The sequence below is a fragment of the Halospina sp. K52047b genome, assembly GCF_008709855.1.
Taxonomy (GTDB): Bacteria; Pseudomonadota; Gammaproteobacteria; order Pseudomonadales; family Oleiphilaceae; genus Halospina; species Halospina utahensis_B.
On record NZ_VYJH01000017.1, the window covers coordinates 12,651 to 37,141 of the forward strand.

General features: G+C 61.3%; 22 protein-coding genes. 14 read left to right on the forward strand and 8 right to left on the reverse strand.

Annotation, left to right across the window (positions count from 1 at the left end; all coding sequences use genetic code 11):
* Positions 1–3 precede the first annotated feature (3 nt).
* The 3 genes from F3089_RS15185 to F3089_RS15195 all read left to right on the forward strand — a co-directional run bounded on the left by F3089_RS15185 (position 4) and on the right by F3089_RS15195 (position 5,383).
* Positions 4–2,154, forward strand: a complete 2,151-nt coding sequence (locus F3089_RS15185; RefSeq protein WP_151441630.1) for a 3-hydroxyacyl-CoA dehydrogenase NAD-binding domain-containing protein — start codon at positions 4–6, stop codon at positions 2,152–2,154.
* A gap of 109 nt (positions 2,155–2,263) precedes the next feature.
* Entirely contained in the window at positions 2,264–4,396 is a 2,133-nt protein-coding gene (locus F3089_RS15190) for a carboxy terminal-processing peptidase (protein WP_151441631.1), read from the forward strand.
* A 15-nt stretch (positions 4,397–4,411) separates the two neighbouring features.
* Positions 4,412–5,383, forward strand: a complete 972-nt coding sequence (locus F3089_RS15195) for a helix-turn-helix domain-containing protein (RefSeq protein ID WP_151441632.1) — start codon at positions 4,412–4,414, stop codon at positions 5,381–5,383.
* Here the strand turns inward: F3089_RS15195 and mtnA are convergent.
* A complete protein-coding gene (gene mtnA / locus F3089_RS15200; RefSeq protein ID WP_151441633.1) occupies positions 5,372–6,421 on the reverse strand; it encodes an S-methyl-5-thioribose-1-phosphate isomerase in 1,050 nt (349 codons plus the stop codon). The genes F3089_RS15195 and mtnA overlap by 12 nt on opposite strands.
* Positions 6,422–6,758: 337 nt before the next feature.
* Here mtnA and F3089_RS15205 point away from each other — a divergent pair, with 337 nt between their 5' ends.
* From F3089_RS15205 to F3089_RS15220, 4 genes are read left to right on the forward strand one after another with little or no spacing between them, the layout of a single operon-like run.
* Positions 6,759–8,084, forward strand: coding sequence for a TRZ/ATZ family hydrolase (locus F3089_RS15205; RefSeq protein ID WP_151441634.1), 1,326 nt, complete (start codon positions 6,759–6,761; stop codon positions 8,082–8,084).
* Positions 8,085–8,094: 10 nt separating this feature from the next.
* The gene (gene ubiG / locus F3089_RS15210) at positions 8,095–8,808 is read left to right on the forward strand and encodes a bifunctional 2-polyprenyl-6-hydroxyphenol methylase/3-demethylubiquinol 3-O-methyltransferase UbiG (RefSeq protein WP_095617818.1); all 714 of its coding nucleotides are present in this window, start codon (positions 8,095–8,097) and stop codon (positions 8,806–8,808) included.
* Entirely contained in the window at positions 8,805–9,488 is a 684-nt protein-coding gene (locus F3089_RS15215; RefSeq protein ID WP_151441635.1) for an HAD-IA family hydrolase, read from the forward strand. The genes ubiG and F3089_RS15215 overlap by 4 nt, the downstream gene beginning before the upstream one ends.
* Complete coding sequence (locus tag F3089_RS15220) at positions 9,485–10,252, forward strand: YciK family oxidoreductase (protein WP_202405593.1); 768 nt, start codon at positions 9,485–9,487, stop codon at positions 10,250–10,252. Before F3089_RS15215 ends, F3089_RS15220 begins: the two co-directional genes overlap by 4 nt.
* On the opposite strand, the gene rdgC is transcribed toward F3089_RS15220, so the two are convergent.
* Positions 10,242–11,165 carry a recombination-associated protein RdgC gene (gene rdgC, locus F3089_RS15225; RefSeq protein ID WP_151441636.1) on the reverse strand — a complete coding sequence of 308 codons (924 nt, stop codon included), beginning with the start codon at positions 11,163–11,165 and terminating at the stop codon, positions 10,242–10,244. The genes F3089_RS15220 and rdgC overlap by 11 nt on opposite strands.
* A gap of 59 nt (positions 11,166–11,224) precedes the next feature.
* Between rdgC and F3089_RS15230 the strand changes: the two genes are divergently transcribed.
* Both F3089_RS15230 and yaaA read left to right on the forward strand, forming a co-directional pair.
* Positions 11,225–11,476, forward strand: a complete 252-nt coding sequence (locus F3089_RS15230) for a glutaredoxin family protein (RefSeq protein ID WP_151441637.1) — start codon at positions 11,225–11,227, stop codon at positions 11,474–11,476.
* A 172-nt stretch (positions 11,477–11,648) separates the two neighbouring features.
* Positions 11,649–12,413, forward strand: a complete 765-nt coding sequence (gene yaaA, locus F3089_RS15235) for a peroxide stress protein YaaA (protein WP_151441638.1) — start codon at positions 11,649–11,651, stop codon at positions 12,411–12,413.
* Between the two features lie 101 nt (positions 12,414–12,514).
* Here yaaA and F3089_RS15240 read toward each other — a convergent pair whose 3' ends face one another.
* The gene (locus F3089_RS15240; RefSeq protein ID WP_151441639.1) at positions 12,515–15,256 is read right to left on the reverse strand and encodes a bifunctional acetate--CoA ligase family protein/GNAT family N-acetyltransferase; all 2,742 of its coding nucleotides are present in this window, start codon (positions 15,254–15,256) and stop codon (positions 12,515–12,517) included.
* A 107-nt stretch (positions 15,257–15,363) separates the two neighbouring features.
* On the opposite strand from F3089_RS15240, the gene F3089_RS15245 reads away from it, so the two are divergent.
* Positions 15,364–16,290 carry a histone deacetylase family protein gene (locus F3089_RS15245; protein ID WP_151441640.1) on the forward strand — a complete coding sequence of 309 codons (927 nt, stop codon included), beginning with the start codon at positions 15,364–15,366 and terminating at the stop codon, positions 16,288–16,290.
* Here the strand turns inward: F3089_RS15245 and F3089_RS15250 are convergent, their stop codons facing one another.
* The 5 genes from F3089_RS15250 to F3089_RS15270 all read right to left on the reverse strand — a co-directional run bounded on the left by F3089_RS15250 (position 16,291) and on the right by F3089_RS15270 (position 21,912).
* Entirely contained in the window at positions 16,291–17,052 is a 762-nt protein-coding gene (locus tag F3089_RS15250) for a transporter substrate-binding domain-containing protein (protein ID WP_151441641.1), read from the reverse strand.
* Between the two features lie 62 nt (positions 17,053–17,114).
* Entirely contained in the window at positions 17,115–17,522 is a 408-nt protein-coding gene (fliS, locus tag F3089_RS15255) for a flagellar export chaperone FliS (protein ID WP_151441642.1), read from the reverse strand.
* Positions 17,523–17,572: 50 nt separating this feature from the next.
* On the reverse strand, positions 17,573–19,558 hold the full coding sequence (fliD, locus tag F3089_RS15260) for a flagellar filament capping protein FliD (protein ID WP_151441643.1): 1,986 nt from the start codon (positions 19,556–19,558) through the stop codon (positions 17,573–17,575).
* A gap of 287 nt (positions 19,559–19,845) precedes the next feature.
* Positions 19,846–20,268 carry a flagellar protein FlaG gene (locus F3089_RS15265; protein WP_151441644.1) on the reverse strand — a complete coding sequence of 141 codons (423 nt, stop codon included), beginning with the start codon at positions 20,266–20,268 and terminating at the stop codon, positions 19,846–19,848.
* A 72-nt stretch (positions 20,269–20,340) separates the two neighbouring features.
* On the reverse strand, positions 20,341–21,912 hold the full coding sequence (locus F3089_RS15270; RefSeq protein WP_151441645.1) for a flagellin N-terminal helical domain-containing protein: 1,572 nt from the start codon (positions 21,910–21,912) through the stop codon (positions 20,341–20,343).
* 267 nt (positions 21,913–22,179) lie between these two features.
* Here F3089_RS15270 and F3089_RS15275 point away from each other — a divergent pair, with 267 nt between their 5' ends.
* The 4 genes from F3089_RS15275 to F3089_RS15290 form a co-directional block, all read left to right on the forward strand.
* Positions 22,180–22,413: a type II toxin-antitoxin system Phd/YefM family antitoxin gene (locus F3089_RS15275; RefSeq protein WP_151441646.1), complete on the forward strand. Its 234-nt coding sequence runs from the start codon at positions 22,180–22,182 to the stop codon at positions 22,411–22,413.
* Positions 22,410–22,796, forward strand: coding sequence for a type II toxin-antitoxin system VapC family toxin (locus tag F3089_RS15280; protein ID WP_151441647.1), 387 nt, complete (start codon positions 22,410–22,412; stop codon positions 22,794–22,796). Before F3089_RS15275 ends, F3089_RS15280 begins: the two co-directional genes overlap by 4 nt.
* Positions 22,797–22,813: 17 nt before the next feature.
* Positions 22,814–23,719, forward strand: a complete 906-nt coding sequence (locus tag F3089_RS15285; protein WP_151441648.1) for a methionyl-tRNA formyltransferase — start codon at positions 22,814–22,816, stop codon at positions 23,717–23,719.
* Between the two features lie 146 nt (positions 23,720–23,865).
* Positions 23,866–24,491, forward strand: a 626-nt coding sequence (locus F3089_RS15290; protein WP_151441649.1) for a hypothetical protein, incomplete at its 3' end; no start/stop codon positions are given.

Consider the following 24,491-nt stretch of genomic DNA (forward strand, 5'->3'; position numbering starts at 1 on the left):
ACCATGACGGCAATCAACTACGAGATCGACAACGACGGCATCCTGACCCTGACCATCGACATGCCGGGGCAGTCCGCCAACACCATGAACGCCGCCTTCCGCGAGGCGCTCACCGAGACCGTGCAGAAGGTCGAGGGCGACGCGGATAGGATCAGCGGCATCATCATCACCTCCGCCAAGGACACCTTTTTCGCCGGTGGCGACCTGAACGAGCTGATCCAGGTCACCAACGACAACGCGGAGGAGTTCTTCAACACCATCCTCTCGCTCAAGGCCCAGATGCGGAAGCTGGAGACCCTGGGCAAGCCGGTGGTTGCGGCCATCAACGGCACCGCCCTGGGCGGCGGCTACGAGCTCTGCCTGGCCAGTCACCGGCGCATCGTGCTGGATGACGCCAGCATCAAGATCGGCCTGCCGGAAGTTACCCTGGGCCTGTTGCCCGGCGGTGGTGCCTGCGTGCGCCTGCCCCGGCTGCTCGGTCTGGAAAAGGCCTTCCCCTACCTGATGGAAGGCAAGCAGATCGACCCGCAGACCGCCCTGAAGGAAGGCATGGTCGACGATCTGGCTTCCTCCCAGGAGGAGCTGCTGAAGAAGGCACGGGACTGGATCAAGGCCAACCCGGAAAGCAGGCAGCCCTGGGACCAGAAAGGTTTCAAGATTCCCGGTGGTGGCCCCACCCATCCAGCCATGGCTCAGCGCCTGGCGATTGCCCCGGCCATGCTCAAGGACAAGACCAAGGGTTGCTACCCGGCGCCCGAACGCATCATGGCGGCGGCCGTGGAAGGCGCCAGCGTGGACGTGGACACGGCGGATCGCATCGAAGCCCGGTACTTCACCGAGATCACCTGCAGCCAGGTGGCCAAGAACATGATCCACACCTTCTGGTTCGGGCTGAACGCCATCAAGGCAGGCGGCAGCCGCCCGGACGCGCCGGAGAAATCGAAGGTGAAGAAGGTGGGCATCCTGGGAGCCGGCATGATGGGCGCGGGCATCGCCTACGTCAGCGCCAACCGCGGCATCGAGGTGGTGCTGAAGGACGTCTCCACCGAGAACGCCGAGAAGGGCAAGGCCTACTCGGACAAGCTGCTGGCCAAGAAGGTCTCGCGCGGCCAGCTGGATGAAGCCGGCAAGCAGAAGGTTCTGGACCGTATCAAGGCCACCGGCAACGCGGACGACCTGGCCGGCTGCGACCTCATTATCGAGGCGGTATTCGAGGACAGCGACCTGAAGGCCAGGGTGACCCAGGAAGCGGAGCCGCACCTGGCCGAAAACGGCATCTTCGCCTCCAACACCTCCACCATTCCCATCACCCAGCTGGCAAAGGCTTCCGCCAATCCGGAGAAGTTCATCGGCCTGCACTTCTTCTCCCCCGTGGACAAGATGCCACTGGTGGAGATCATCAAGGGCGAGCAGACCGACGACGAGACCCTCGCGAAAGCGTTCGACTACGTCATGCAGATCAGCAAGACACCGATCGTGGTCAACGACAGCCGGGGCTTCTTCACCTCGCGGGTCTTCGGCACTTTCGTCAACGAGGGCATCACCCTGCTCTCTGAGGGTTTCCACCCCGCCTCCGTGGAGAACGCGGGTCTGCTCGCGGGCATGCCCGTGGGGCCGCTGGCCATCTGCGACGAAGTGAGCCTGACGCTGACCCAGCACATCCGGGACCAGTCGAAGAAGGATACCGAAGCGGCGGGCGGCACCTGGGACCCGCATCCGGCCGAGGCCGTGATCGATGCCATGGTCGATCAGCACGGCCGTAAGGGCAAAGCCGCCGGCGCCGGCTTCTACGAATACCCTGAAAACGGGAAGAAATACCTCTGGCCGGAACTCGAGAACCTTTACGTGGACCAGGACAAGGCCCGCAACGCGGACCTGACCCTGCTCAAGGAGCGGCTGCTGTTCATCCAGGCCATCGAGACGGTGCGCTGCCTGGAGGAGAACGTGCTGATGGAGGTGCGCGACGCCAACATCGGCTCCATCTTCGGCATCGGCTTCGCCGCCTGGAGCGGGGGCGCGCTGCAGTACATCAACCAGTACGGGCTGCAGGCGTTCACCGAGCGCGCGGATGAGCTGGCGGACCGCTTCGGCGAACGATACCGGCCACCGGAGCTGCTGCGCGAGCATGCCGCAAAGCACCAGTATTTCGAATGAGCCACACCCCGACCAGTTCCGGCTGGTCGGGCTCCCCTCCCTCCCCTACAATTCAGTGTCGAGGCATAGTATGGTGACTGAGACCACCTGATCAGGAGCAACGGCAACCTTGCGTATCCAAACCTTTCCTATTCTGTTCCTGGTGCTGGCGCTTCTGGTTACCTGCGCGGCACAGGCCAATCTCCAGACCAAACGCGACTACCAGGCGGTTGAGCCCACGGCCGACCAGGCTCGCGCCAATATCCTCATCGCACGCCAGCTCCAGTTCGGCCATTTCAAGGAGCAGGACATCGACGACGAGCTGGCCTCCGAGACCCTCGATGCCTACCTCGACCAGCTGGATGGCCAACGCCTCTACTTCACCCAGGGCGACATCGACCAGTTCGAGACCTACCGCGACTCCATGAAGCGCGCGCTGACATCCGGCAATCTCGAGCCCGCATTCCGTATCTACAACCATTTCCAGCAGCGGACCATCCAGCGCCTGGAATACATTCTTTCCCTGCTGGAAAAAGGCATCGATAATTTCAGCTTCGATGAGGACGACCGTTACCGGCTCGACCGCAGCGACGCCGACTGGGCAGCCAGTGTGGAGGAGCTGGACGAACTCTGGCGGGATCGTATCCGCAACGCCGTCCTGAGCATGCGACTGGACGGCCAGCCGGATGAGGCGATCAGGGAAACCCTGACACGCCGCTACGAAAGCCAGCTGGACCGGGCCTACGACGCCCGCAGCGAAGATGCCTTCCAGCAGTGGATGAATGCCTTTGCCGGGCTCTGGGATCCGCACACCCAGTACCTGTCGCCACGCACCTCCGAGAACTTCGACATCAACATGAGCCTGTCCCTGGAAGGCATCGGTGCAGTGCTCCAGTCCGAAGACGGCTATACCAAGGTCTCCCGGATCGTGCCCGGTGGGCCTGCTGCCGACGAAGGTTCCCTGGGTGCCGCGGACCGGATCGTGGGCGTCGCCCAGGAAGATGAAAAAATGAAGAACGTCATCGGCTGGCGCCTGAGTGAGGTGGTGGACCTGATCCGGGGGCCCAAGGGCTCGAAGGTCCGGCTCGAGGTCATCCCGGCCGGTACCCAGAACGACATGAACACCCACGAGATCACCATTGTCCGGGACGAGGTGAAACTCGAGGAACAGTCCGCACAGAGCGATATGATTGAAATGGAGAACGGCGGCGACCCGTGGCAGCTGGGCGTCGTCGACATCCCCACCTTCTACGCGGACCTCAAGGCCGCCCGCCAGGGCGACAAGAACTACCGCAGTACCACCAGGGACGTCCGGGCGCTTCTCGAGGACCTGAAGTCCGACGGCATGGACGGACTTGTGATCGACCTGCGCGGCAACGGCGGCGGTGCCCTCTCGGAAGCCAACCAGCTGGTGGGCCTGTTCATCGAGAGTGGCCCCACCGTCCAGGTCCGTGGCCCGGATGGTTCAGTGCAGGTGTTCCAGGACGACGGTAACAACGTTGCCTGGGACGGCCCCGTAGTCGTACTCGTCAACAATCTCAGCGCCTCCGCCTCCGAGATCTTTGCCGGCGCCATGCAGGACTACGGCCGCGGCCTGATCGTTGGCGCCCAGACTTTCGGCAAGGGCACCGTTCAGGCCATACGGCCGCTGAACCACGGCCAGCTCAAGATCACCCAGTCCAAGTTCTATCGGGTCTCCGGTGCCAGCACCCAGAACCGGGGCGTAGTGCCGGATATTGAGATCGAGGACCGTATACAGCGCGAGAACGTGGCCGAGTCCGCCCTGGACGGTGCCCTGACGTGGGATGAGATCGACACTCTCGACTATCACCGCTACTTCGAATTCGGCGATGTACTGCAGACGATCACCAGGAAGCACGAGAAACGCTTCTCGGAGGTGCCGGAATACAAACTGCGCCAGCGCGAACTGGAACTGCTCAACGAACGCCGGGATCGGACCTGGGTCAGCCTCAATGCCGAAGAGCGGCGGGCCGAGCAGGAAGCCTTCCGCGACAAACAGCTCGCCATCGTTAACAAACGCCGCAAGCTGCAGGACGAGGAACCCTTCGACTCCTGGCAGGCGTACGAGGAGGATGCGGAATCCCGCCCGGCCATGGCCCGGCGCAGCGAACTGGCGGATGAAGGACCGGACTTTGTGGTGCGGGAAGCAGGCGCGATCCTCACCGATCTTCTGGCCCAGAGCCAACACTACGCCAGCATCTATCACGAAACTCCCGAAAAGGGAGCAGTGGCCGGCGAATAGAGCGGAGCAGGCGCCATGGCGAGCGACGACGAGAAATCCGAAGCGCTGGAAACCTTCCTCAAGGACTCTCTGCACGCCCTGGAGTCACTGGAAAAGGTTCAGGAGCTCGAAGACGAGGACCAGGACGGATCCAGCCCACAGGAAGGCACGGCATCAGAGCAGCGCACGGATGCCGATGGTGACGAGGAGCCGAACCTTCTCGACCGTCTGGCTGGCTACACCGGCTCCGCCTACAAGATTGCCCGGCGCACCACCGGCACCTCGCTCAAGGTGGGCCGAAAGCTCATGGGCAGCCAGGATCAGCTGCGCATGATGCTCGCCGCCGGTGAATCCCTGCGCGACCTGCGCGAGGTGGCCGGGCTCACTGTCAGCGACCTGGCCGAGTCCCTCAATCTCCGCGACAAAAGCCTGCTGGAAGCCGCCGAGGATGGCACCGCCGCCCTCCCCTTTGAACTCATCCTGCGCCTGGCGGCCGTACTGGCACGCAACGACCCAGTTCCGTTCATCCTCAGGTACACCCGCGCCTACAGCCCGGACACCTGGCGGGTACTCAACGACTGGGGCGTGGGCCGCCTGCCACTGCACTTCGAGCGCGAGCGCGAATTCATCAATATCTACCGGGGCCGCGACGAAGCCCGGGAACTCTCGGACGAAGGCTTCAAGCGCGTACTGGAGTTCACCCGCCAGTCATTCGAGATGTCCCTGCACTTCGTGGCCGAGGAAGAGGAGCGTCTCAACGAAGCCCTGGATGACCTGGAAGCCGAACGTGACGCCGCAAGGCAGGAAGGCCGGGAACCGGCCACGCCCAAGCGCGAACGGCGCCATCGCGGTCAGTCGCAGAAGCAAACCGAGGACAGCGCCACTTCCAGGACCGCCGGGAACCAATCCGGAAAGAGTAAGCAGAAGCAAAGCAGCAACAGCAGCAGAACGACGAGCGGCCAGTCCCGGAAAAAGACCGGCGGAAGCGGCCGTCAGTCAGGTGAGTGAATCCAGCGGCGTCACCTGATCCCCCGGCGCCTCACAGATCCCCTTCTCCGTCACAATCACATCCACCAGCGACGCTGGTGTCACATCGAACACCGGGTTGAAAACCGCCACTGAGTTCGGCGCCAGCCAACGCCTGCCGGAACGCCGCAGCTCCGTACCATCCCGCTCCTCGATCTCGATCCGATCCCCACTGGGTGTCTCCGCATCCAGGGTTGACGATGGCGCCACGACCATCATCCCCACACCATAGTGCCGGGCCAGGATCGCCAGCGGCAGGGTCCCGATCTTATTTGCTACATCCCCGTTCGCCGTAATCCGGTCCGCCCCAACCACGACCCAGTCCACTCTCCCCTGAGCCATCAGCGTCGCCGCCGCGCCGTCCACATTGAGCGAACAGGGCATCCCCTCGCGCTCACACTCCCAGGCTGTCAAACGCGCCCCCTGCAACCAGGGCCGAGTCTCATCCATATGCACACAGATAAGCGCACCGCGCTGAAACAGCTCCCGCACCACGCCCAGCGCCGTCCCCTGGCCCCCGGTAGCCAGCGCCCCGGTATTGCAATGCGTCAGCACCTGAACAGGCCTGTCACGCTCCCCCAGAATCCGATCCGCCCCGAGCACACCCATGGCCCGGTTCGCCTCCGCATCCTCCCGGTGAATGGCCAGCGCTTCCGCCTCAAGCATCGTTATAAGATCAGCCGAATCCGCCACCTGCGCGAGACAGCCACGCATCCGCTCCAGCGCCCAGACCAGATTCACCGCCGTCGGCCGCGCCTGCGCCAACCAATCCATGGTGGCACCCAGCCGCGAATACCAATCCGGTGCCTCCGCGCAACTGCGGGCAGCCAGAACCACCCCATAGGCCGCCGCAATCCCAATCGCCGGCGCCCCGCGCACCTGCATCTCATGGATCGCCCGGTACACCCCCTCGGCATCCGAATACGCCTGCCACACCTCCTCGGCCGGCAACAGCCGCTGATCCAACACCTCCAGCGCTTCGCCATGCCATCTCAGGGGGGTTACCTGACCATTAGTCATCAAACAGATTCCTCAATCAAAACGAACAAGCCGGAGCCGCAAGCGTCAGCGTAACCAGGGCGCCCCCGACCGGGAATGGGGGAGTGCTTTCCGGGAAGCTCTGGAGCCATGGATGGCGGAAGAGCAGCCTACAGGGACGTACTTGTGGCGGTTCCCGGAAAGCACTCCCCCATTCCTGGCCTCCAACAACGCCTCAGTCTGGTGACGGACCATGAACCTGGCGACAACCCCACCATGGGCCCCAAAGCCACCATCCGTTATACTTCCAAGTCTGAAGTCACAGACCGCAGCCCACAAGTCCCGGAAAGCTGCAACAATAACCAGACCCCTGAGACCCATGACCCAAACCATCGACCAACTCATCAGCGCCCGCTGGCTCCTGCCCATGACCGACCGGCAGGTCCTCGAACACCACAGCGTCGCCATCCAGGGCAACCAGATCCTCGACATCTGCCCCACGAACACCGCCCTGGAACGCTACCAGCCCAAAGAACATCGCGAACTCGGCGACCAACTGCTGATGCCCGGGCTCATCAATGCCCACGGTCACGCCCCAATGACCCTGCTTCGCGGCCTCGGCAACGACCTGCCGCTGATGGAATGGCTCCAGGACCACATCTGGCCCGCCGAAGGCCGCTTCGTGAACGAAGCCTTCGTGGCCGACGGCACCCAGCTCGCCATCGCAGAGATGCTGAGCACAGGGACCACCTGTTTCTCGGATATGTATTTCTTTCCCGAGACCATTGTGGAAACCGCCCAGCAGCACGGCATGCGCATCCAGTCCACCTTCCCGGTACTGGACATGCCAACCCAGTGGGGCAGCGGCCCGGAAGAATACATCCAGAAAGGGCTGGCCCTGCACGACCGCGTACGCAACAGCAACCTGGCCACCATCGCCTTCGGCCCGCACGCTCCCTACACCATTTCTGACGAACCACTGCGGCGCATCGCCACCCTGGCCGAGGAAGTCGATCTGCCCGTTCAGATCCACCTGCACGAGACCGCCGGGGAAGTGGATGACAGCATCCAGAACCACGGCCTGCGCCCCACCCGCCGACTGGCGGAACTGGGCCTGATCTCGCCGCGCACCCAGTGCGTGCACATGACCCAGGTGGACGATCACGACCTGAAGCTGCTGCAGGAAAGCGGCGCCCACGTGCTGCACTGTCCGGAAGCCAACATGAAGCTCGCCAGCGGCGCCTGCCCGGTGCAGCGCCTGCTGGATGCCGGCGTGAATGTAGGCCTGGGCACGGACGGCGCCGCCAGCAACAACAATCTGGACATGTTCGGCGAGATGCAGAGCGCCGCCCTGCTGGGCAAGCTCAGCACCCTTGAGGCCGGCGCCACGGACGCCTACAGCCTCCTGCGCATGGCCACCATCAACGGCGCGCAGGCTCTGGGCATCGACGACCGGGTGGGGACGCTTGAACCCGGCAAACAGGCGGACATGATCGCCGTGGACCTGGGCGATATCCTGGCACAGCCGGTCTACGACCCGATCCCGCATCTCGTCTACAACACCAACGGCCGCCAGGTTACCCATACGTGGGTCGCCGGCGAACCCCGGCTGATCGAGGGTGAGCTCCAGCGTATGGATCTTCACGGCCTGCGCGAGCGGGTCAACCAGTGGCAGCGCCACATCGCCGCAGCCGACCAGCACTGAGGACAGCGCCATGACCCCGAACGTCGACCAGAACGAAATCGCCAAATTCGATGCCATGGCCCAGCGCTGGTGGGACCCGGAAGGCGAATGCAAACCCCTGCATGAAATCAACCCGCTGCGCCTGGGCTACATCGAGCAGCACACCGGCAGCCTCAACGGCCAGACCGTGCTGGACGTGGGCTGCGGCGGCGGTCTGCTCAGCGAAGCCATGGCCCGCCGCGGGGCGACGGTGACCGGCATCGACCTGAGCCGGGAAGCCGTGGGCGTCGCTGACCTGCACGCGCTGGAAGCCGAGGTCACCGTGGATTACCGCGTGGAGGACGTGGAGGCGCTGGTGGAACAGGAAGCGGGCCGCTACGACACCGTCACCTGCCTGGAAGTCCTGGAGCACGTACCGGATCCGGCCGCCACGGTCGCGGCCTGTGCCCGCCTGCTCAAGCCCGGCGGCAGCCTGGTTGTCTCGACCATCAACCGCAACGCCAAGTCCTGGCTCTTCGCCAAGGTGGGCGCCGAATACGTGCTCAACCTTCTGCCCCGTGGCACCCATGAGTGGAAACGTTTCATCCGGCCTTCCGAGATGGACCGCCACTTCCGGCACGCGGGCATTGAGACCCGAGACACCACGGGCCTGACCTACAACCCGGTCACCGGCCAGTACCGGCTCGGGCGGGACATCGACGTTAACTACTTCATGCACGGCATCAAGCCGGAGGCCGACGCGTGAGCCGCTTCAGCGCCATCCTGTTCGACCTGGACGGCACCCTGCTGGATACCGCGCCGGACTTCATCTGGTGCCTGAACACCCAGCGTGCACGCCACAGCCTGCCCCAGCTGGACGAACACAGTATCCGGCGCGTGGTCTCCAACGGAGCCCGCGGGCTGGTTCAGCTCGGTTTCGGGCTGCGCCCCGGCGATCATGGCTACGACGACCGCCATGCCGAGCTTCTGGAACTGTACATCAGCCATATCGCCGTCCACACCCGGCTTTTTCCGGGGCTGGCCGAGGTTCTGGCGCACCTGGAGGCGAAACAGGTGCCCTGGGGCATCGTCACCAACAAAGCCAGCCAATACACGCTGAAGCTGCTCGAGGACATGGACCTTCTCAAGCGCTGTGCCAGCGTCATCTGCCCGGATCATGTGGCCAACACCAAACCGGACCCGGAACCGGTACTGCTGGCCGCTGAGCAGATCGGTGTGGCGCCTGAAACCTGTCTCTACGCCGGTGACCATCGGCGCGATATTGAATCCGGCCTGGCCGCCGGCATGACCACCGTGGCCGCACGCTACGGCTACCTGGGCGCGGATGAGAACGTGGCGGACTGGAACGCCCACCACATCATCGACCACGGCCGCGAACTCTTTCACCTGATCGACACCCACCGACCCGAAACGGATTCCGCATGAGCGCACAGACCATCGAGAACTACCAGCCCACAGCGGACCTGTTGAAGGACCGCATCATCATGGTCACCGGCGCCGGTGACGGCATCGGCCGCGCCGCAGCAAAAGCCTACGCCGCCCATGGCGCCACCGTTATCCTTCTGGGGCGCACCATTAAAAAGCTGGAAAAGGTCTATGACGAGATCGACGCCGCTGGCCACCCGGAGCCGTTGATCCTGCCGCTGGATATTGAAGGCGCTGGCGCGGCGGACTATGACCAGGTGGTGGAACGCATCGAGGAGGACTTCGGCCGACTGGACGGCCTGCTGCACAATGCCAGCCGTCTCGGCGACCGCACGCCGCTGGAGTACTACAATCCGGAGGAATGGGAACGGGTGATGCGCACCAATGTAACCGGTGCCTTCCTGCTCAGCCAGGCCATGACCCCGCTGCTGCGCGCCGCTCCGGACGCCTCGGTGATCTTCACCTCCTCCAGCGTCGGCCGTAAGGGGCGCGCCAACTGGGGCGCCTACGCCATCTCCAAGTTCGCCACCGAAGGCCTGATGGAAACCCTCGCCGATGAACTGGACGATGCGCGCACCGCCGTGCGGGTGAACAGCCTGAACCCCGGCGCCACCCGCACCTACATGCGCCACCTCGCCTACCCGGCCGAGGACCCGGCCAGCAACCCGGAGCCAGACGCCATCATGGGCGCCTACCTGTACCTGATGGGCCCGGATTCAAAAGGCGTAACCGGCCAGCAGTTCGACGCCCAGATCAAGCGCTGAGCGCGGAACGGTCCTCGCCGCCAAAGGCCTCCAGCAGCGCCGGAACCAGGCGTGCCAACTCCAGTGTCATCAGGCTGAAGGCGGCATCAAAGCGGGCGACGCGGTCATCCCCGGCATCGTCGTCCAGCTTCTCCTTCAGGTCATCCCCGAAGCGCAGCCGACGGATCGTCAGCTCATCGTCGAGCATGAACGACAGCTGATCCTCCCAGTCCAGCGCCAGCCGCGTCACGCTCATGGCGTTATCCAGATGGGCACGAACCTCATCCCCATCCAGACCCACGCCCTTGATGCGGACCACACCGCCCTGCTCCTCATCATCGCGCAGCTCACACTCATCCGCTGGCACCAACCCAGCTGGAGGATGCGCTTCACCGCGTAGCCATTGGGTCATAGTGAACGCCGGCGATTGCTGTACCGCCGGCGGGCGCACCGGCATGGAGCCCAACGTCTCACGCAGCTCCGAAAGCAGTGTCTCGGCCGCGTTACTGGCAGCGGAGTCCACCACAACCAGTTCCTGGGACGGCGCAATATAGGCATGAATAAAGCGCGACTTGGTGAACGCCCGGGGCAACAGTTCCAGCGTCACCTGCTCCTTGATCTCCGTCTTATCCTTGCGCCGCAGCGGTTGCCCCCGCTCTTCCTCAGCCGCGGCAACGCGCTCATCCACCTCCTCGCGGATCACCGCCGGCGGCAGCACCTTCTCCTCGCGGCGCAGGCAAACCAGATGGCACTCGCCGGACGTAAACACCAGCTGATCGCCATCACGCCCAAGCGGCGACACCCAGCCCATACGCTCGGTGTCCTGGGGCCCGCAGGGCTGGAACGCCCGCTTTGCCAGCGCCTCCTCCAGGGCCTCGGCGGACCACTCGAAGGCTTTGGTGATACGATAGAGACGCGCGTTACGAAACCACATGAACCAGATCCCCGGCATTGACCAAACAGGGCCGGGATTATCCGGGGGAAGCCAGCACCATGTCCACAGGCACCAGCCTCTATTTCTACATCACTGAAAACTGCGAACTCTGCGAACAGGCCGAACAGATCCTCGTCCGCACCCCACTCGAGACCCCCATCCCAGTGGACGTCGTCGACATCAGCGAATCCGAGGAGCTGGTGGAACAATACGGTGAGCGCATTCCGGTTCTGCGTATGGAACCTGAAGGAAAGGAACTGGACTGGCCGTTTACGGCGGAGGATGTGATCGCGTTTCTGGGAAACCACTGACCGATAGTCGTGTGGGCTGGGCCAGATAAAGGGGGCGTTACTATCGCGGCTGTAGCCGCTCCTACAGGTTCCGTGCTCATCCCGTGTAGGAGCGGCTACAGCCGCGACCCCCACGCCCACTCACCAGAAAAATGTTAGACTACCCCTAACAGAAACCTTGGGAGGATAGAAAATGTTAATGGTCGTCTCACCCGCCAAAAAACTCGACTACGAAAGCCAACTCCCCACCAGTGCCTACTCCCAACCCCAGTTCCTCGAACACAGCCGGGAACTGATCGACGACCTGAAACAGCTCGAACCCCACCAGGTCAGCAACCTCATGGGCATCAGCCAGCAGCTCGGCGAACTCAACGCCCAACGCTATCAGGAATGGCACACCCCCTTCACGCCCGACAACGCCCGCCCCTCCGTACTGGCATTCAAGGGCGACGTCTACGAAGGCATGGCGCCGGAAAAGTTCACCCAGAACGACTTCGACTTCGCCCAGCACCACCTGCGCATCCTCTCCGGCCTCTACGGCGTGCTGCGCCCGCTGGACCTGATGCAGCCCTACCGGCTGGAAATGGGCACGAAGTTCCAGAATGCCCGGGGCAAGGACCTCTATGCCTTCTGGAAGGACACCATCACCGCCCACCTGAAGAATGAGCTGGAACAGGACGACGGTGTGCTGATCAACCTCGCCTCCAACGAATACTTCAAGGCCGTGGATCACAGGAAACTGGGTGCCCGCATCATCACCCCCCAGTTCAAGGACTGGAAGAACGGCCAGTACAAGATGATCAGCTTCTACGCCAAGAAGGCCCGGGGCATGATGGCCGCCTACATCATCCGCAACCGCCTGACCAACCCCGAAGACGTGAAAGGGTTTGATACCGACGGCTACGCGTTCAACGAAGAGCTGTCCGGCGGGGAAAACTGGGTGTTTACGCGGGAATAGAAAACCGATCGCGACCGGGGGTCGCTCCTACGCAATATCGTCCTCCTTCCGTAGGAGCGGCCATGGCCGCGACCCATGCCGCGAATCCACCATGAAACCATTCAGATCGGCGGCATCTCGCCATCCAACCGGTCCAGGTGCCAGTCCTCGGTAGGCTTGTTCAGGGGCAGCTTCAGGGCCACAACGTCTTCTTCCTGATCGTAGGTAACCGAGAACCCGAGCGCCCTGGCAAGACCGGCCATGGCCTCATTGCCGGGGAGGACGTGACCCACCATCTCGAGGGTGCCGCGGGCCTTGCAGTAGCGGATCATCTTCTCCATCAGGATCCGGCCCAGGCCCTCGCCGCGCAGATCATCGCGCACCATAACGGCAAACTCGCACTGGATGTTGTCTGCATCCGTCCACACACGCACGGTGCCAAGGGTGCGTTCACTGCCATCCTCCAGCCACTCCGTGGCGATGAACACCATCTCCCGGTCGTAGTCGATCTGGACCATCCGCGCGATGTCATCATGGGTGAAGCTGTTGCGGTACTGGAAGAACCGGTACCGGATCGTCTCCGGGGACTGGCTCTGGTGGAACTCCAGGTGACCCGGCTCATCCTCGGCGCGGATCGGGCGCACCAGAACCTTGCGGCCGGATTTCAGGCTGACCCACTCCTCCAGCTCACGGGGATAGGGCTTGATCACCGGCCGAACCGGCTCGCCCAGATCAATGGCCACATCGCAGGCCACGGCACCATCCTCCCCGAACAGCAGGGGCAGGATCTCCAGCCCGCGGATCTCGGGAATGTCGCTGTTGATCTGGGAGAGCGTTACCAGCGTCTGGCACACGGCCCGGATGTCCTCCTCCGGTTTTGGGCTGTACTCGCGCAGCAGTCGGTAGGCATTACTGCGCGCCAGCAGCTCATTGGCCAGGTTCATGTTCAGCGGCGGCAGTGCCACGCGCCGGTCACTCATGATGTTCACCCGCGCGCCGGCGGAGCCACACACGATCAGGGGCCCGAAGACCGCGTCCCGGGTGAGACCGAGGCTGAAACCAATCCCCTCCAGCCCGGCATTCGTCTGGTGCATGGCAAACCCCAGGAAGCCGCTGTTGGGGAAGTGCTTGCGGTACTGCTCCATGAGCGTCTGGCAGGCATTGGAGATGGCCGCCTCATCATTGAGCCGGCGGATGGTGTAGCGGTAACGCCCACGGCCGGAGGTCTCCTCCAGGTACGGATGGCAGCCGCGCTCATGCAACAGCGTGATGTTCACTGGCCCGCCCCACTCACGGAACGCCTCCACAGCCTCCTCTTCATCGTCGCAGTAGGCCGTCTCCAGGGTCTGGATGCCGTAGGCGGCCACCAGCTGGCGGGCCTCGCGGTTGGTCAGGTGGTTGCGGCGGCTGCGGATCACCTTCTGGACCATCTCCCGGGCCTCCTGGCGATTCACCTCCGGTTCTACCCAGGATTCCGGTGTCTCCGCCAGCAGCCGCTGGCCACGTTGGTGCTTCACAAAGTGCATGAAGGCACGGATCGCCTTCTCCGGTGAGAAGAAGGTGGGCACCCCGGCCTCGTAGAAGGCATCCCGGGCGTCCAGAACCGTGCTCTGGCCCAGCCAGCAGGTGAACACATTCAGGCGCTGGCGCCGGGCCACCTGCATCACCGAATCCGCAATGTGCAGGGTGTCCTCCAGCAGCGTGGGCGTGTACATCACCAGCACATTCGCAATGCCCGGGTCCTGCCCCAGGATCTGGAGGACATCCGCATAGAGCTGGGGCGAGGCGTCATACCCCAGGTCCAGCGGGTTGCGCACGCTCAGATAGCCGGGCAGGCGCTGCTCCAGTTTCGCCACCGTCTCCTCGGAGAACTGCGCCAGCTCGCCCCCCTGGTAAAGCAGCCGGTCCACCGCCAGCACCCCGGGGCCCACGCCGTTGCACAGCACCACCAGCTCCTCACGGCGCACCCGGCGCATGCGTGAGAGGCTCTCCAGGGCATCGAACATCTCGTCCAGGCCGTTCACCCGCAGTACACCGGCACGCTGGAGCGCGGCATCGTAGATCGGATCCGTCTGGGTAATGCCATCCGGGAGTGTGTGCGGCAGATACTCGGAGTCCGGGAAACGGCCACTTTTTACAGCGATCACTGGTTTGGAGCGCGAGGCGGCCCGTACCGAGGAGATGAACCGGCGCGGGTTCGGTATGTGCTCAATGTGCAGCAGGATCGCCCGGGTTCCCGGGTCCTCTGCCAAGTAGTCGATGAGATCGTCATGGGCGATGTCCATGCCATCCCCCAGCGTCAGCAGGCGCGAGAACCCAACGCCCCGCGCAAAGGCCCAGTCAATAACCGCACTGGCAACGGTACCGGATTGCCCGACGAAGCCGATCTTACCGGGCAGCACCCCCATGTGGGCGTAGGTGGCGTTCAGGTGCGTATCCGGGGACATGATGCCGATGGTGTTCGGCCCCAGAATCCGCACGCCGGCCTTTTTTGCGGCATCCCGCACCGCGTACATCAGTGGTTCACCATTGCGGCTGTAGGAACGGGACATGCCACCGGTCATGACCATGGCGGTCCGCACCCCACACTCACCGAGCTGGCGCACCAGCTTGGGCACGGTCTCCGGCGGGGTACAGATGATCGCCAGGTCCGGCGCCCATGGCATCTGCTTAACACGGCGCTCGCAGCGGATGCCGTGGACTTTGTCATACCCCTGGCGGTTAACCACCAACAGCTGCCCGGGGTAATCCCCGGCCCTGATGTTGCGGAGCACCATGCCGCCCAGGCTTGTAGCCCGCTCGGAGGCTCCGATGACGGCGATGGAGCGTGGGTTGAACAGCGCGTTGAGATGCCGGGTGGACATACTGCCCCTCTTTCAGACCCTTTCGTGATGCTGGATTGCCTTGCCACATCCATCCGTGCGGCTCACAATCCCTGTTTGAAGTGTAACCTGCATGGCGAGGCGCGACGATGGCAACAGCCTACTTCCATCACCCGGACTGTGAAAAACACGACATGGGTGCTGACCACCCGGAAAGCCCCCGGCGCCTAAGCGCCATCCGTGAACACCTGCAACAGACCGGCCTGTGGGAGCAGCTGGCCGTCAACGAAGCGGAAGAAGCCTCCCACGATGAACTGCGCCGCGCCCACCCTGACAACTACATCAACCAGCTGGAACAGATGACGCCCGAGCAGGGGCACATCATGGCGGACCCTGACACGGCCATGAACCCTCACACTTTCCGGTCCGCCAAGCTCGCTGCCGGCTCCGGCATCGAGGCGGTGAACCAGGTGCTCACCAACCAGGCCCGCAATGCCTTCTGTGCCATCCGCCCCCCGGGGCATCATGCTGAGCGCAATACCACCATGGGGTTCAGCTTCTTCAACAACATTGCCGTTGCCGCACTGCACGCGCTCACTTTCCACCACCTGGAACGCGTCGCGATCCTCGATTTCGACGTCCACCAGGGCAACGGCACCGTGGACATCTTCCACCACGACCCGCGTGTGCTGCTGTGTTCCAGCTTCCAGCACCCCTTCTACCCCTTCAAACACAGCCACGGCATGCCCGGCCACATCCTCAACGTACCGCTCGACCCGGGCACGGATAGCGCCACCTTTCGTAAGGCGATCAAGGATGGATGGTTTGAAGAGCTGGCGGCCTTCAAGCCCCAGCTTATCCTGGTTTCAGCGGGCTTTGACGCCCACCGGCTGGACCCGATGGCGGATGTGAATCTGGAAACCGGCGACTACGCCTGGATCACCGAGGAAGTTACCCGCATTGCCTGGGAACTGTGCCGGGGACGGGTCGTGTCGATGCTGGAGGGGGGTTACCACCTGCAGTCACTCACTGAAGGTGTCGAGGCGCACATCCGCGGGCTGATTGCCGCCAGCTGATTACTCCCGGGCGATGTCCGCCTCATAGCGGTTGCTGAACAGCCGCTCCATGGTGCCGTCCTCATGCATGCCCTCAATGGCGGCGGCAATGGCCTCCGCCGCCTCTTCCCGGGGCGAGGATCGGGACATGAACACTTTTCCCTTCAGGGTATCCAGCCGCATCAGTGTGCGGATCGCCGCGGAGGAACCATCCGGCCCAATGCCGGCAGGGATGGCCACCTCCGAGGCCACCACCGCCCGAAGCCTTTCACGGTTCAGCAGCCTCAGGCCATGGGCCACATTGTTGACGGGCACCTTGCGGATGGTGTCATTGGCAGCGAAGGCGTGACCGTACCAAGTGCCGGAGAGATACCCCAGATTCTCCCCTTCCAGTTCATTCAGGGAGTCGATGGGCTCATCAGAAGCACGCCCCAGAACCAGAACCTGAACGTCCACCAGGTCAGCCACCGGTTCTGCGATCTGATTGATACCGGGCGCGCCAAAGGTGGGTACGAAATCCGCATGCCCCTCCTCCATTTCCAGAATGGCACGACTGTGGGGGCGGACCTGGTAACGGATGGGGATATCGGTACGACTGCGGATCGCTTCCACCAGATCCACAAGCAGACCACGGCGCTCGCCTTCCGGCGTGCGTTCAGCCCAGGGCTCTATGGCCGCAAGGCTGAAGGTAACGGGTTCTGAAGAGGCGGGTTTGGCCTGCAGGGCAACAGAGCCCAGCGAGGCCAGCAATAAAAGGGCACCGTACAACAGGGCACGCAGCATGGATGACTCCAGTCCTCAGGCTCGCCCTGAATTAAAGCACAGGGACTGAAATCCGTCATCCCTCAGCCGGCGTCGCGCTGGCGCAGGAAGTCCAGGGCCTCTTCGCGGATGCCTTGCCAGCCGTCTTTCACGGTGCGGAGCAGGTCCGCGATTTCATCCAGCTTTTCAATATCATTGCGGACGCTGGCTTCCAGCAGGCCGCGTTCCATATAGTCGTAGAGGGCTTCCAGGTTACCGGCCAGTTCGCCGCCCTGTTCAAAATTAAGGGAACCACGCAGGGCACCCACGATCTCCATAGCTTTGTTGATCAGGTTGCCCTTGCCCGCGTAATCCTTTGCCTCAATACGCCCCTTGGCCATATTGATGCGCTCGATCGCGCCATCCAGAAGAAGCTGGACCAGCCTGTGTGGATCCGCATCGGTGATGCTCGTCTGGGTGTTCACCTGCTGGTAGGCCTGCAGTCCGTTCATGCTGTTACCCCTGTTGCCTGATGCGATATGATCTGCTTTTGAAAGATGGCTTAGCCGCCACCAATTCCGCCACCACTACTGCTCCCGCCAGAACCGCCGAGGCGCTGACTGAGGAACTGCTGGGTGCTGTTGAATTCCGCAATACGGGCGTCCGCCGCGCTGAACTGGCTGGTCAGCCGTTCACGGTAGGACTGGATGCGGTCATTCAGGTCCTGTCGCTCCTGGGCGATGTCATCCAGCTCATTATTGAGCGACTCCGTCTTGGAGCGCAGCGCGCCATCCGCCCCCACAATGCTGGAGATGGAATCCACGATCCGCTCACTGACGCCCTGGATAAACTCAACCGAGCCACGGTTACCGGTTTCGCTCCCGTTCACCTGAACCTGAAGGCCATCAGCGGCGTTTCCATCACTGTCCAGAAACAGAACGCGACCATCGCCTTCGGCCGTCGCGCCATTGATGGTGCCGGCCACGTCCTGCCCCGCTGTGCCCGTCTGGGTATCAATCCCGAGCTCTGCGGCGGTATTAGTGTCTACACTGGTAATCGAAACGTTGGAGTCGCTGCCGTAGCTTCCGGAGGTGAAGGTCAGCCTGTTATTACTGTCCACGCCCACACTTACCTGGCGGTCAGCGGCGTTCAGGGCATCATTGCTGTTGAGCTGGGTCTGGATCTCCGCTGCCAGCTCGTCGCGCGTGTAGTCACCAGCGGTCAGCTCAATACTTGCTGACGTCTCACCATCCACCTGGAATGTCAGACTGTTGTTGTCCGCATCCACAGTCACATTGGCGTCCGTCTGGGTTGCCGATACAAGCTGGCCCTGAGTAGCCGCCTGAGTCACGTTGATGCTGTACTCACCGGGCTCCGTATTGATGCCACTGCGCTTGAACTCCACCTGGGAATCGGACGTCCGGCCCTGCTCCGCAAACAGCGCTGTGACATCATCCGGGTTGGCTTTCAGCTGCTCCTGAAACTTCTGGGAATCGAACTGAAGCTGCCCATTCTGGAAATTGGTGGTGATGCCAACATCGGAGAGGCTGCGCACACTGGCGTTTTCCAGCCCGGGAACGATCTGCCCGATTTCACGCCTGAGCTGGTTCTGAATAGTCCGGACGGTTGAATCGCCCGTCAGCAAGCTGCCGCCACCATCCTGGCTGTATGCCGTCAGTTCATTGATGGTGCTCTTGAAGGCATTGAACTTATCCACGAACGCCTGAACCTTCTCAGCCACAGCGCCCGTATCCTGGGTCACTTCAACAGAAGTGGTGCCGGTGTCCTGGAGCTGGAAGCTAAGGCCATCCACCACCCCTTCCACGTTGTTTGAGGAACGAGTGACATCAATACCGTTAACCGACAGCTTCGCGTCCTGGGCGGCAACCGTCTCTTCAAGATTCTTGGTGGTGTCGTTGAATGCGAACTGGGAAAGCCCGGCGTTGTCCGTATCGCTACCGTCGGAATCGGAAACCGAGATGGTCGCACCATTGGCGTTGCCGCTCTCATTGGCGGACAGCGTCAGGCGGTAACCATTGCCTGTGTCGATGATTCCTGCGGACACACCGGCACCGGACTCGTTGATGCTGTTGGCGAGACCCTGAAGGGTATCGTTGCTGCCATCCACGGTGATGTTGGTTGTGTTGTCACCGGTCTGGATGGTCAGTGTGCCCTGCCCGACACTGGTCGAATTCCGGTCTGAGAAGGAGCCGGACGCCAGCGACTGACTTTTGGCCAACTGCTGCACATCGAGGCTGTAATTACCGGGGCTGGCGCTGGAGCTTTCCACATTGACGCTGACGCTGTCGCCGCTGGTGGACGCGGAGAACGCCTGCATGGCATCAGGCGAACCGAGTTGACGCATGGGCAGGCGCATATCAGTGACCGCGCTACGCACCTTGCCGAACGCGGAGATCATCGCTTCGGTTTCTTTCTTTTCCTGATTCAGGCGAGTCTCGGCAGGTTTACGCTCAGCGTTAACCAGCTTATCCACCAAGTCCGAGTTCAGAACCCCGGAGCCGACACCCAACGATGATATGCCACCCATGATCGCCTCCTTCTGAAGGCCAATTCGTTCGTCTATTCTGGTTAACGGCAACGACCGGCAAAACTTTGCCCCTGAACCGCCTAAATCCTGTTACTGATTGTAATCAGCACCCAGTTTTGCCGCTTTTCGTCAGGGCAATGCACACCCCGTGCCATATGCCGGCTACCCCGGATCGCAGCCATGACTGCGATTACTCCTCCCACGCATTTTCTATATCCAACAAAACAAAAAAGCCGCCATCCCCAAAAAGGATGACGGCTTCCCTTGAAACACTGCCCATTCAGAACTCACACCTTGATGTTCAAAAGCGACAGAGGCTCCTCCTGTTGCAGGTTTTCCGCCAGCTTCAACGCCAGGTCATCCGGAATCTGACGAACCACTTCATCGGTCTGCTGGTCGACAACGCGGACCACCGTCTGACCGGTTTCATCGTTCACATCAAACTGCAGATCCCGCTGCACCGACTGCACGAAGTCATTAAGGCGGGAGACCGCCTGATTCAATTCCTCGCGCATCGCCTCACTCCGTTTCTCAGACTTTTCAGCCCTGGATTCCGAGCCCTGCTCGGTGGAGAGCGGCGTTACGTTGCCGGGAGCCTGACTGGCATTGCTGTTCTCGGCGGGCTTTGATGACGAAGACGCCCGAGCCGGACCCTGCTCCCCAGCGGGGCGCCGGGCCGGGTCCGGGCTGTTCAGGTTTACGTCACTCATCTCACACCTCGCCTGTCCGGTTACGCGGCAAGGCCGCCACCGCTGAGGATGACGGCCGCCTTAACGTCCCGCTTACTGCAGGAGGGACAGGACCTGCTGCGGCGACTGGTTCGCCTGGGCCAGAACCGAGATGCCGGCCTGCTGAAGCACGTTCGCCTTCTGGAGCTTGGCGGTTTCGGCTGCGAAGTCGGCGTCCTCAATCCGGCTGTTGGCTGCCTGTAGATTCTCAGAGGTAGTCGCAACATTGGAGATTGTTGAGTCAAACCGGTTCTGGATTGCACCAAGTTCCGCCCTGTTGCTGTTAATGCTGTTGAGCGCAGAATCAACAGTATTAATAGCCTCATTAGCCCCAGGCACTGTTGATATGTCAACGGAGGCCAAAGAGCCACTCGGATCCAAGACGTTCTGGCTCGAACTATCAAACCCAATGATAGATGCGCCAGATTCGATATTCACAATATCATCAGACTGCAGCGTGATATCACCCCTGAAAGTTGCAGTGTTCTCTCCAGCTGATACCGTTGTTGAACCTCCAGTCGAAAGTATTGAATCAAGAGGGTCGGCCGTTCCCGTTCCGCCATCAGCAACACCAGTGACATCCTCACTAACGTCAATATTTCCTCCGGAACTATTCTCAAGAACCAGTTCATTATTCGTGGAGTCAAAACTTGCCGTGACCCCAGTCTCACCAGACTTAGAGTTAATTGCATTGACTGCATCAGTGGCGGAGATAGTGCTGTTCGTATTATCGAGCGTTTGCGAAAGAACGTTTTCTCCGTTGATAGCTAAGGTATAAGTTGCTTCGTCTCCGGCCTCATCAGTGCCAAGTGATACCACATCACTACTACCTACATCTATCGACTGGCTATTAGATGCTAGAGCAGATACGCCCGCGTCACTCGCATTGATCGCAGCAGCTTTGGCAAATGCGCTATCGCTGGTTTGACCCTGCTCGCTTAAGCCGACGAAATCAGCAGAACTAACGATATCTGTTCCGTTGATTGTTACGTTAGTGCCATCTATCGCTGTGTTGTCGACACCATCATATTCGTCAGCAGTCGTCTCAACATTACCTGCAGTATTAACAGTCGCTACATTACTGACTGTGTTAGTACCGGTTTCGTTAACCGTCGAGCCAATCTGGGTTGTTCTGGCTCCGTCAACCGTCACGTCAATAGTTTGGTTCGCGTTGGCACCCACCTGAAACTGTTGCGCGGAAAAGTTCCCGTTCAACAACTTGGTACCGTTAAACTCAGTTGTGTTCGCCACACGCTCGATTTCGCTGGTAAGTTGGCTCACCTCTTCTTGCAGAGCTTGCCGATCGGACGAATTATTGGTTGCGTTCGCGGACTGTACCGAAAGCTCCCGAATCCGCTGAAGTGAATTCGTCACCTCACCAAGAGCCCCCTCTGCTGTCTGCGCCAATGAAATACCGTCCTGAGCATTTCGTTGAGCCACATCGAGGCCGTTAATCTGTGCCTGAAAACGAGTGGATATTGCCAAACCGGCAGCATCATCTTTAGCGGAATTAATCCGAAGACCAGAGGAGAGCCGCTCCAACGCCTCATTCTTGGTTGCTTTCGAGCTGTTCAGTTCGTTCTGCGCGCTGAGGGACGCAACGTTTGTGTTAATACCGAGTGCCATAACCGTTTCTCCTGCCTGTTCACTCAAGGTGTTTGGGTCAGAGGCTGAGGCACCGGCATGGCCGGTACTTTCGCCTTCTGGGTTGCTTAACGGCGACCGGCCCGGAACCTTTAGGGGATTTAATGAGGAGTTTGTAAACGTGTGTTACAGGAGGAGCACTGTTATTTGGAAAGGTTCACAAGGGCTTCATCCCTGACAATAACCCGCCATCTTTTCAACGCTTACCAAAATAAACTAAACTTAGCCTGGTCATAGTGGAGATTTCGCATGCAACTGAACATTCATGAAGCCAAAACCCAGCTGTCCAGGCTTGCCGAGCGAGTGCTGAAAGGTGAGCGGATTGTGATTGCCCGTGCGGGTAAGCCCTGCATGGACCTCGTACCCCATAACCAGAGCAGTGAACCACGCAAGCCGGGCCGGTACCGGGGCCAGATCCATATGGACAGCAACTTTGATGAAGCGGACGAGTCCATAAGGGCGATGTTTGAGGGCGATTCGTGAAGCGGTTACTACTCGACACCCAGGCTCTGCTCTGGTGGCTTACTGACGATCCCCTGCTTGGCGGGAAAGCTCGGGCTTCGATTGTGGACGCCAACAACCCTGTCTGGGTCAGTGCCGCCAGTCTCTGGGAAATTAGCATCAAGAAGTCGCTGGGCAAGCTTACGGCCCCCGAGGATATGGACGCCATCGTCGAGGACGAGGGCTTCGAGAAACTGGTGATCGACAATCACCATGCGGAATGGGCTCCGCAGTTGCCCCCCATTCACAAAAACCCTTTCGACCGCATGCTCATCGCCCAGGCCCAGATCGAAGGCCTCACCCTCGTCACAGCTGACCGGACCATCATGCAGTACCCGGTTCGTGTCCTCGCCTGCGGAAAATAGATAAGTCGCCCTGCCCTATGCGCATCGCCCTCTTCGGCTACTCCCATTTCACCCGCCACTGCATCCTGGCCCTGCAGCAGCTGGGCCACCGGATCGAACTTTTCTGCCCAGTAGAAGATGAGCCGCTTCTAACTCATTACCGGCTCACCGACTCTGATCTACCCGTTCACTGGTTTGAGGGCATGGCGGACCCAGCCTTGCTGGAAGCGCTGGATGCTTTTGAGCCGGATCTGGTTCTCTCCATCATCTTCAACCACCAGCTTCCGGAGTCCGTTATCCAGAGAACCCGCGCGGCCGCGCTCAATGTTCACCCTGCCTCGCTGCCAGACATACGAACGGCGGCGGTCTGGTACTGGCCATTGCGGCTGGGGCTGACACAATCGGAGGTGTGCATCCATCACCTCACCCCAGAGATGGACCAGGGGCCTGTCGTGCTGCGCTTCCCCTTCCGACTGCATGAATCCGAAACCCAGGGCACCCTCACCCGGCGGCTGGTTGACCTGGCTCCAAAGGTCATGAAACAGCTTCACAACCTTCTGACCAGCGGCCCAATTCCAGAAGGCGAGCAGCAGAGTGAGGGCACCACCTACCCGTCACTCCGGGAAGCGGATCTCTGGATCGATTTCAATGAGCCCGCGGAATCCATCCGCAACCATGCGCGCGCCTGTACGCCCTACCATCCTTCCCAGGCGCGCTTCCGTGGGCAGACTATTGCCGTTCATGAAGTTGGGCCCATAACCCGCCCGTTGCCCTTAGACTGCTCACCAGGAGAACTGGTCGTGGATAACGGGCTCTGGCTGACCTGCGGGGATGCACTCGCTCCGATCACGGTTCTGGCCGTTCCCGGCGAAGGGGTTTTCAGTAGCGAGCGCTTTGTCGAACTCTTTGAGGTGAAAAACGGGGAGTCGCTGAGCACGGAGTAGCCGTGCTCAGACAAGCACGCACACACTGCATCTTATCGGTGATTTCTTCTGGCGCCCCTTCCGTTGACGCGGCCAGGCTTGCCGGATACCGTTTATACAGTGTTATATACAGCTCTGTTAAAGCAGCCTGAATACCGGAGCCAGGGATGGATCACGACCAGAACTTCAAGAACCTTATCCTCGACTACCGAAAGGATGCACTCACCTTCTTCGCGGCCGATGAAGCCGAAGCAATTGATGAGACCGTCACCATCCGCCCAGTCCGCGAGCAACAACTCAAGCAACGCCTCGGCGACCGCTTTCGCGAACTGGACGTCCCCCTTATGGCCACTTGGCCGGACGGGCGCCGGGAAGCATTGCTGTTCGCAATTGAAGAGGAAACCCAACCTTCGCGATTCTCCATTCACAGGCTGGCCCATTACTGCCTGGACGTGGCGGAACTGGAACAGGTCGATCGCGTTGTGCCGGTCGTTATCTTTCTCCGCGCGGGGCGGGATATTCCGGAGACGCTTACGCTCGGTAGCGAGAGCCGCACTTACCTGAACTTCCGCTATATCCTGTGCGAACTCGCCAGGCTGCGAGCCGAGGATTATTTTGACAGCAGCAACCCGGTTGCCCGGATCAACCTGCCCAACATGCAGTGGACCCAGGAACAGAAAGTGGAGATGTACGCCCACGCAATTCGCGGCCTGCTTGAACTGGACAGCGATCCAAACCGCCGGGCGAAGTACATCGACTTCATCGACAGCTACGCAGAGCTGACGGATAATGA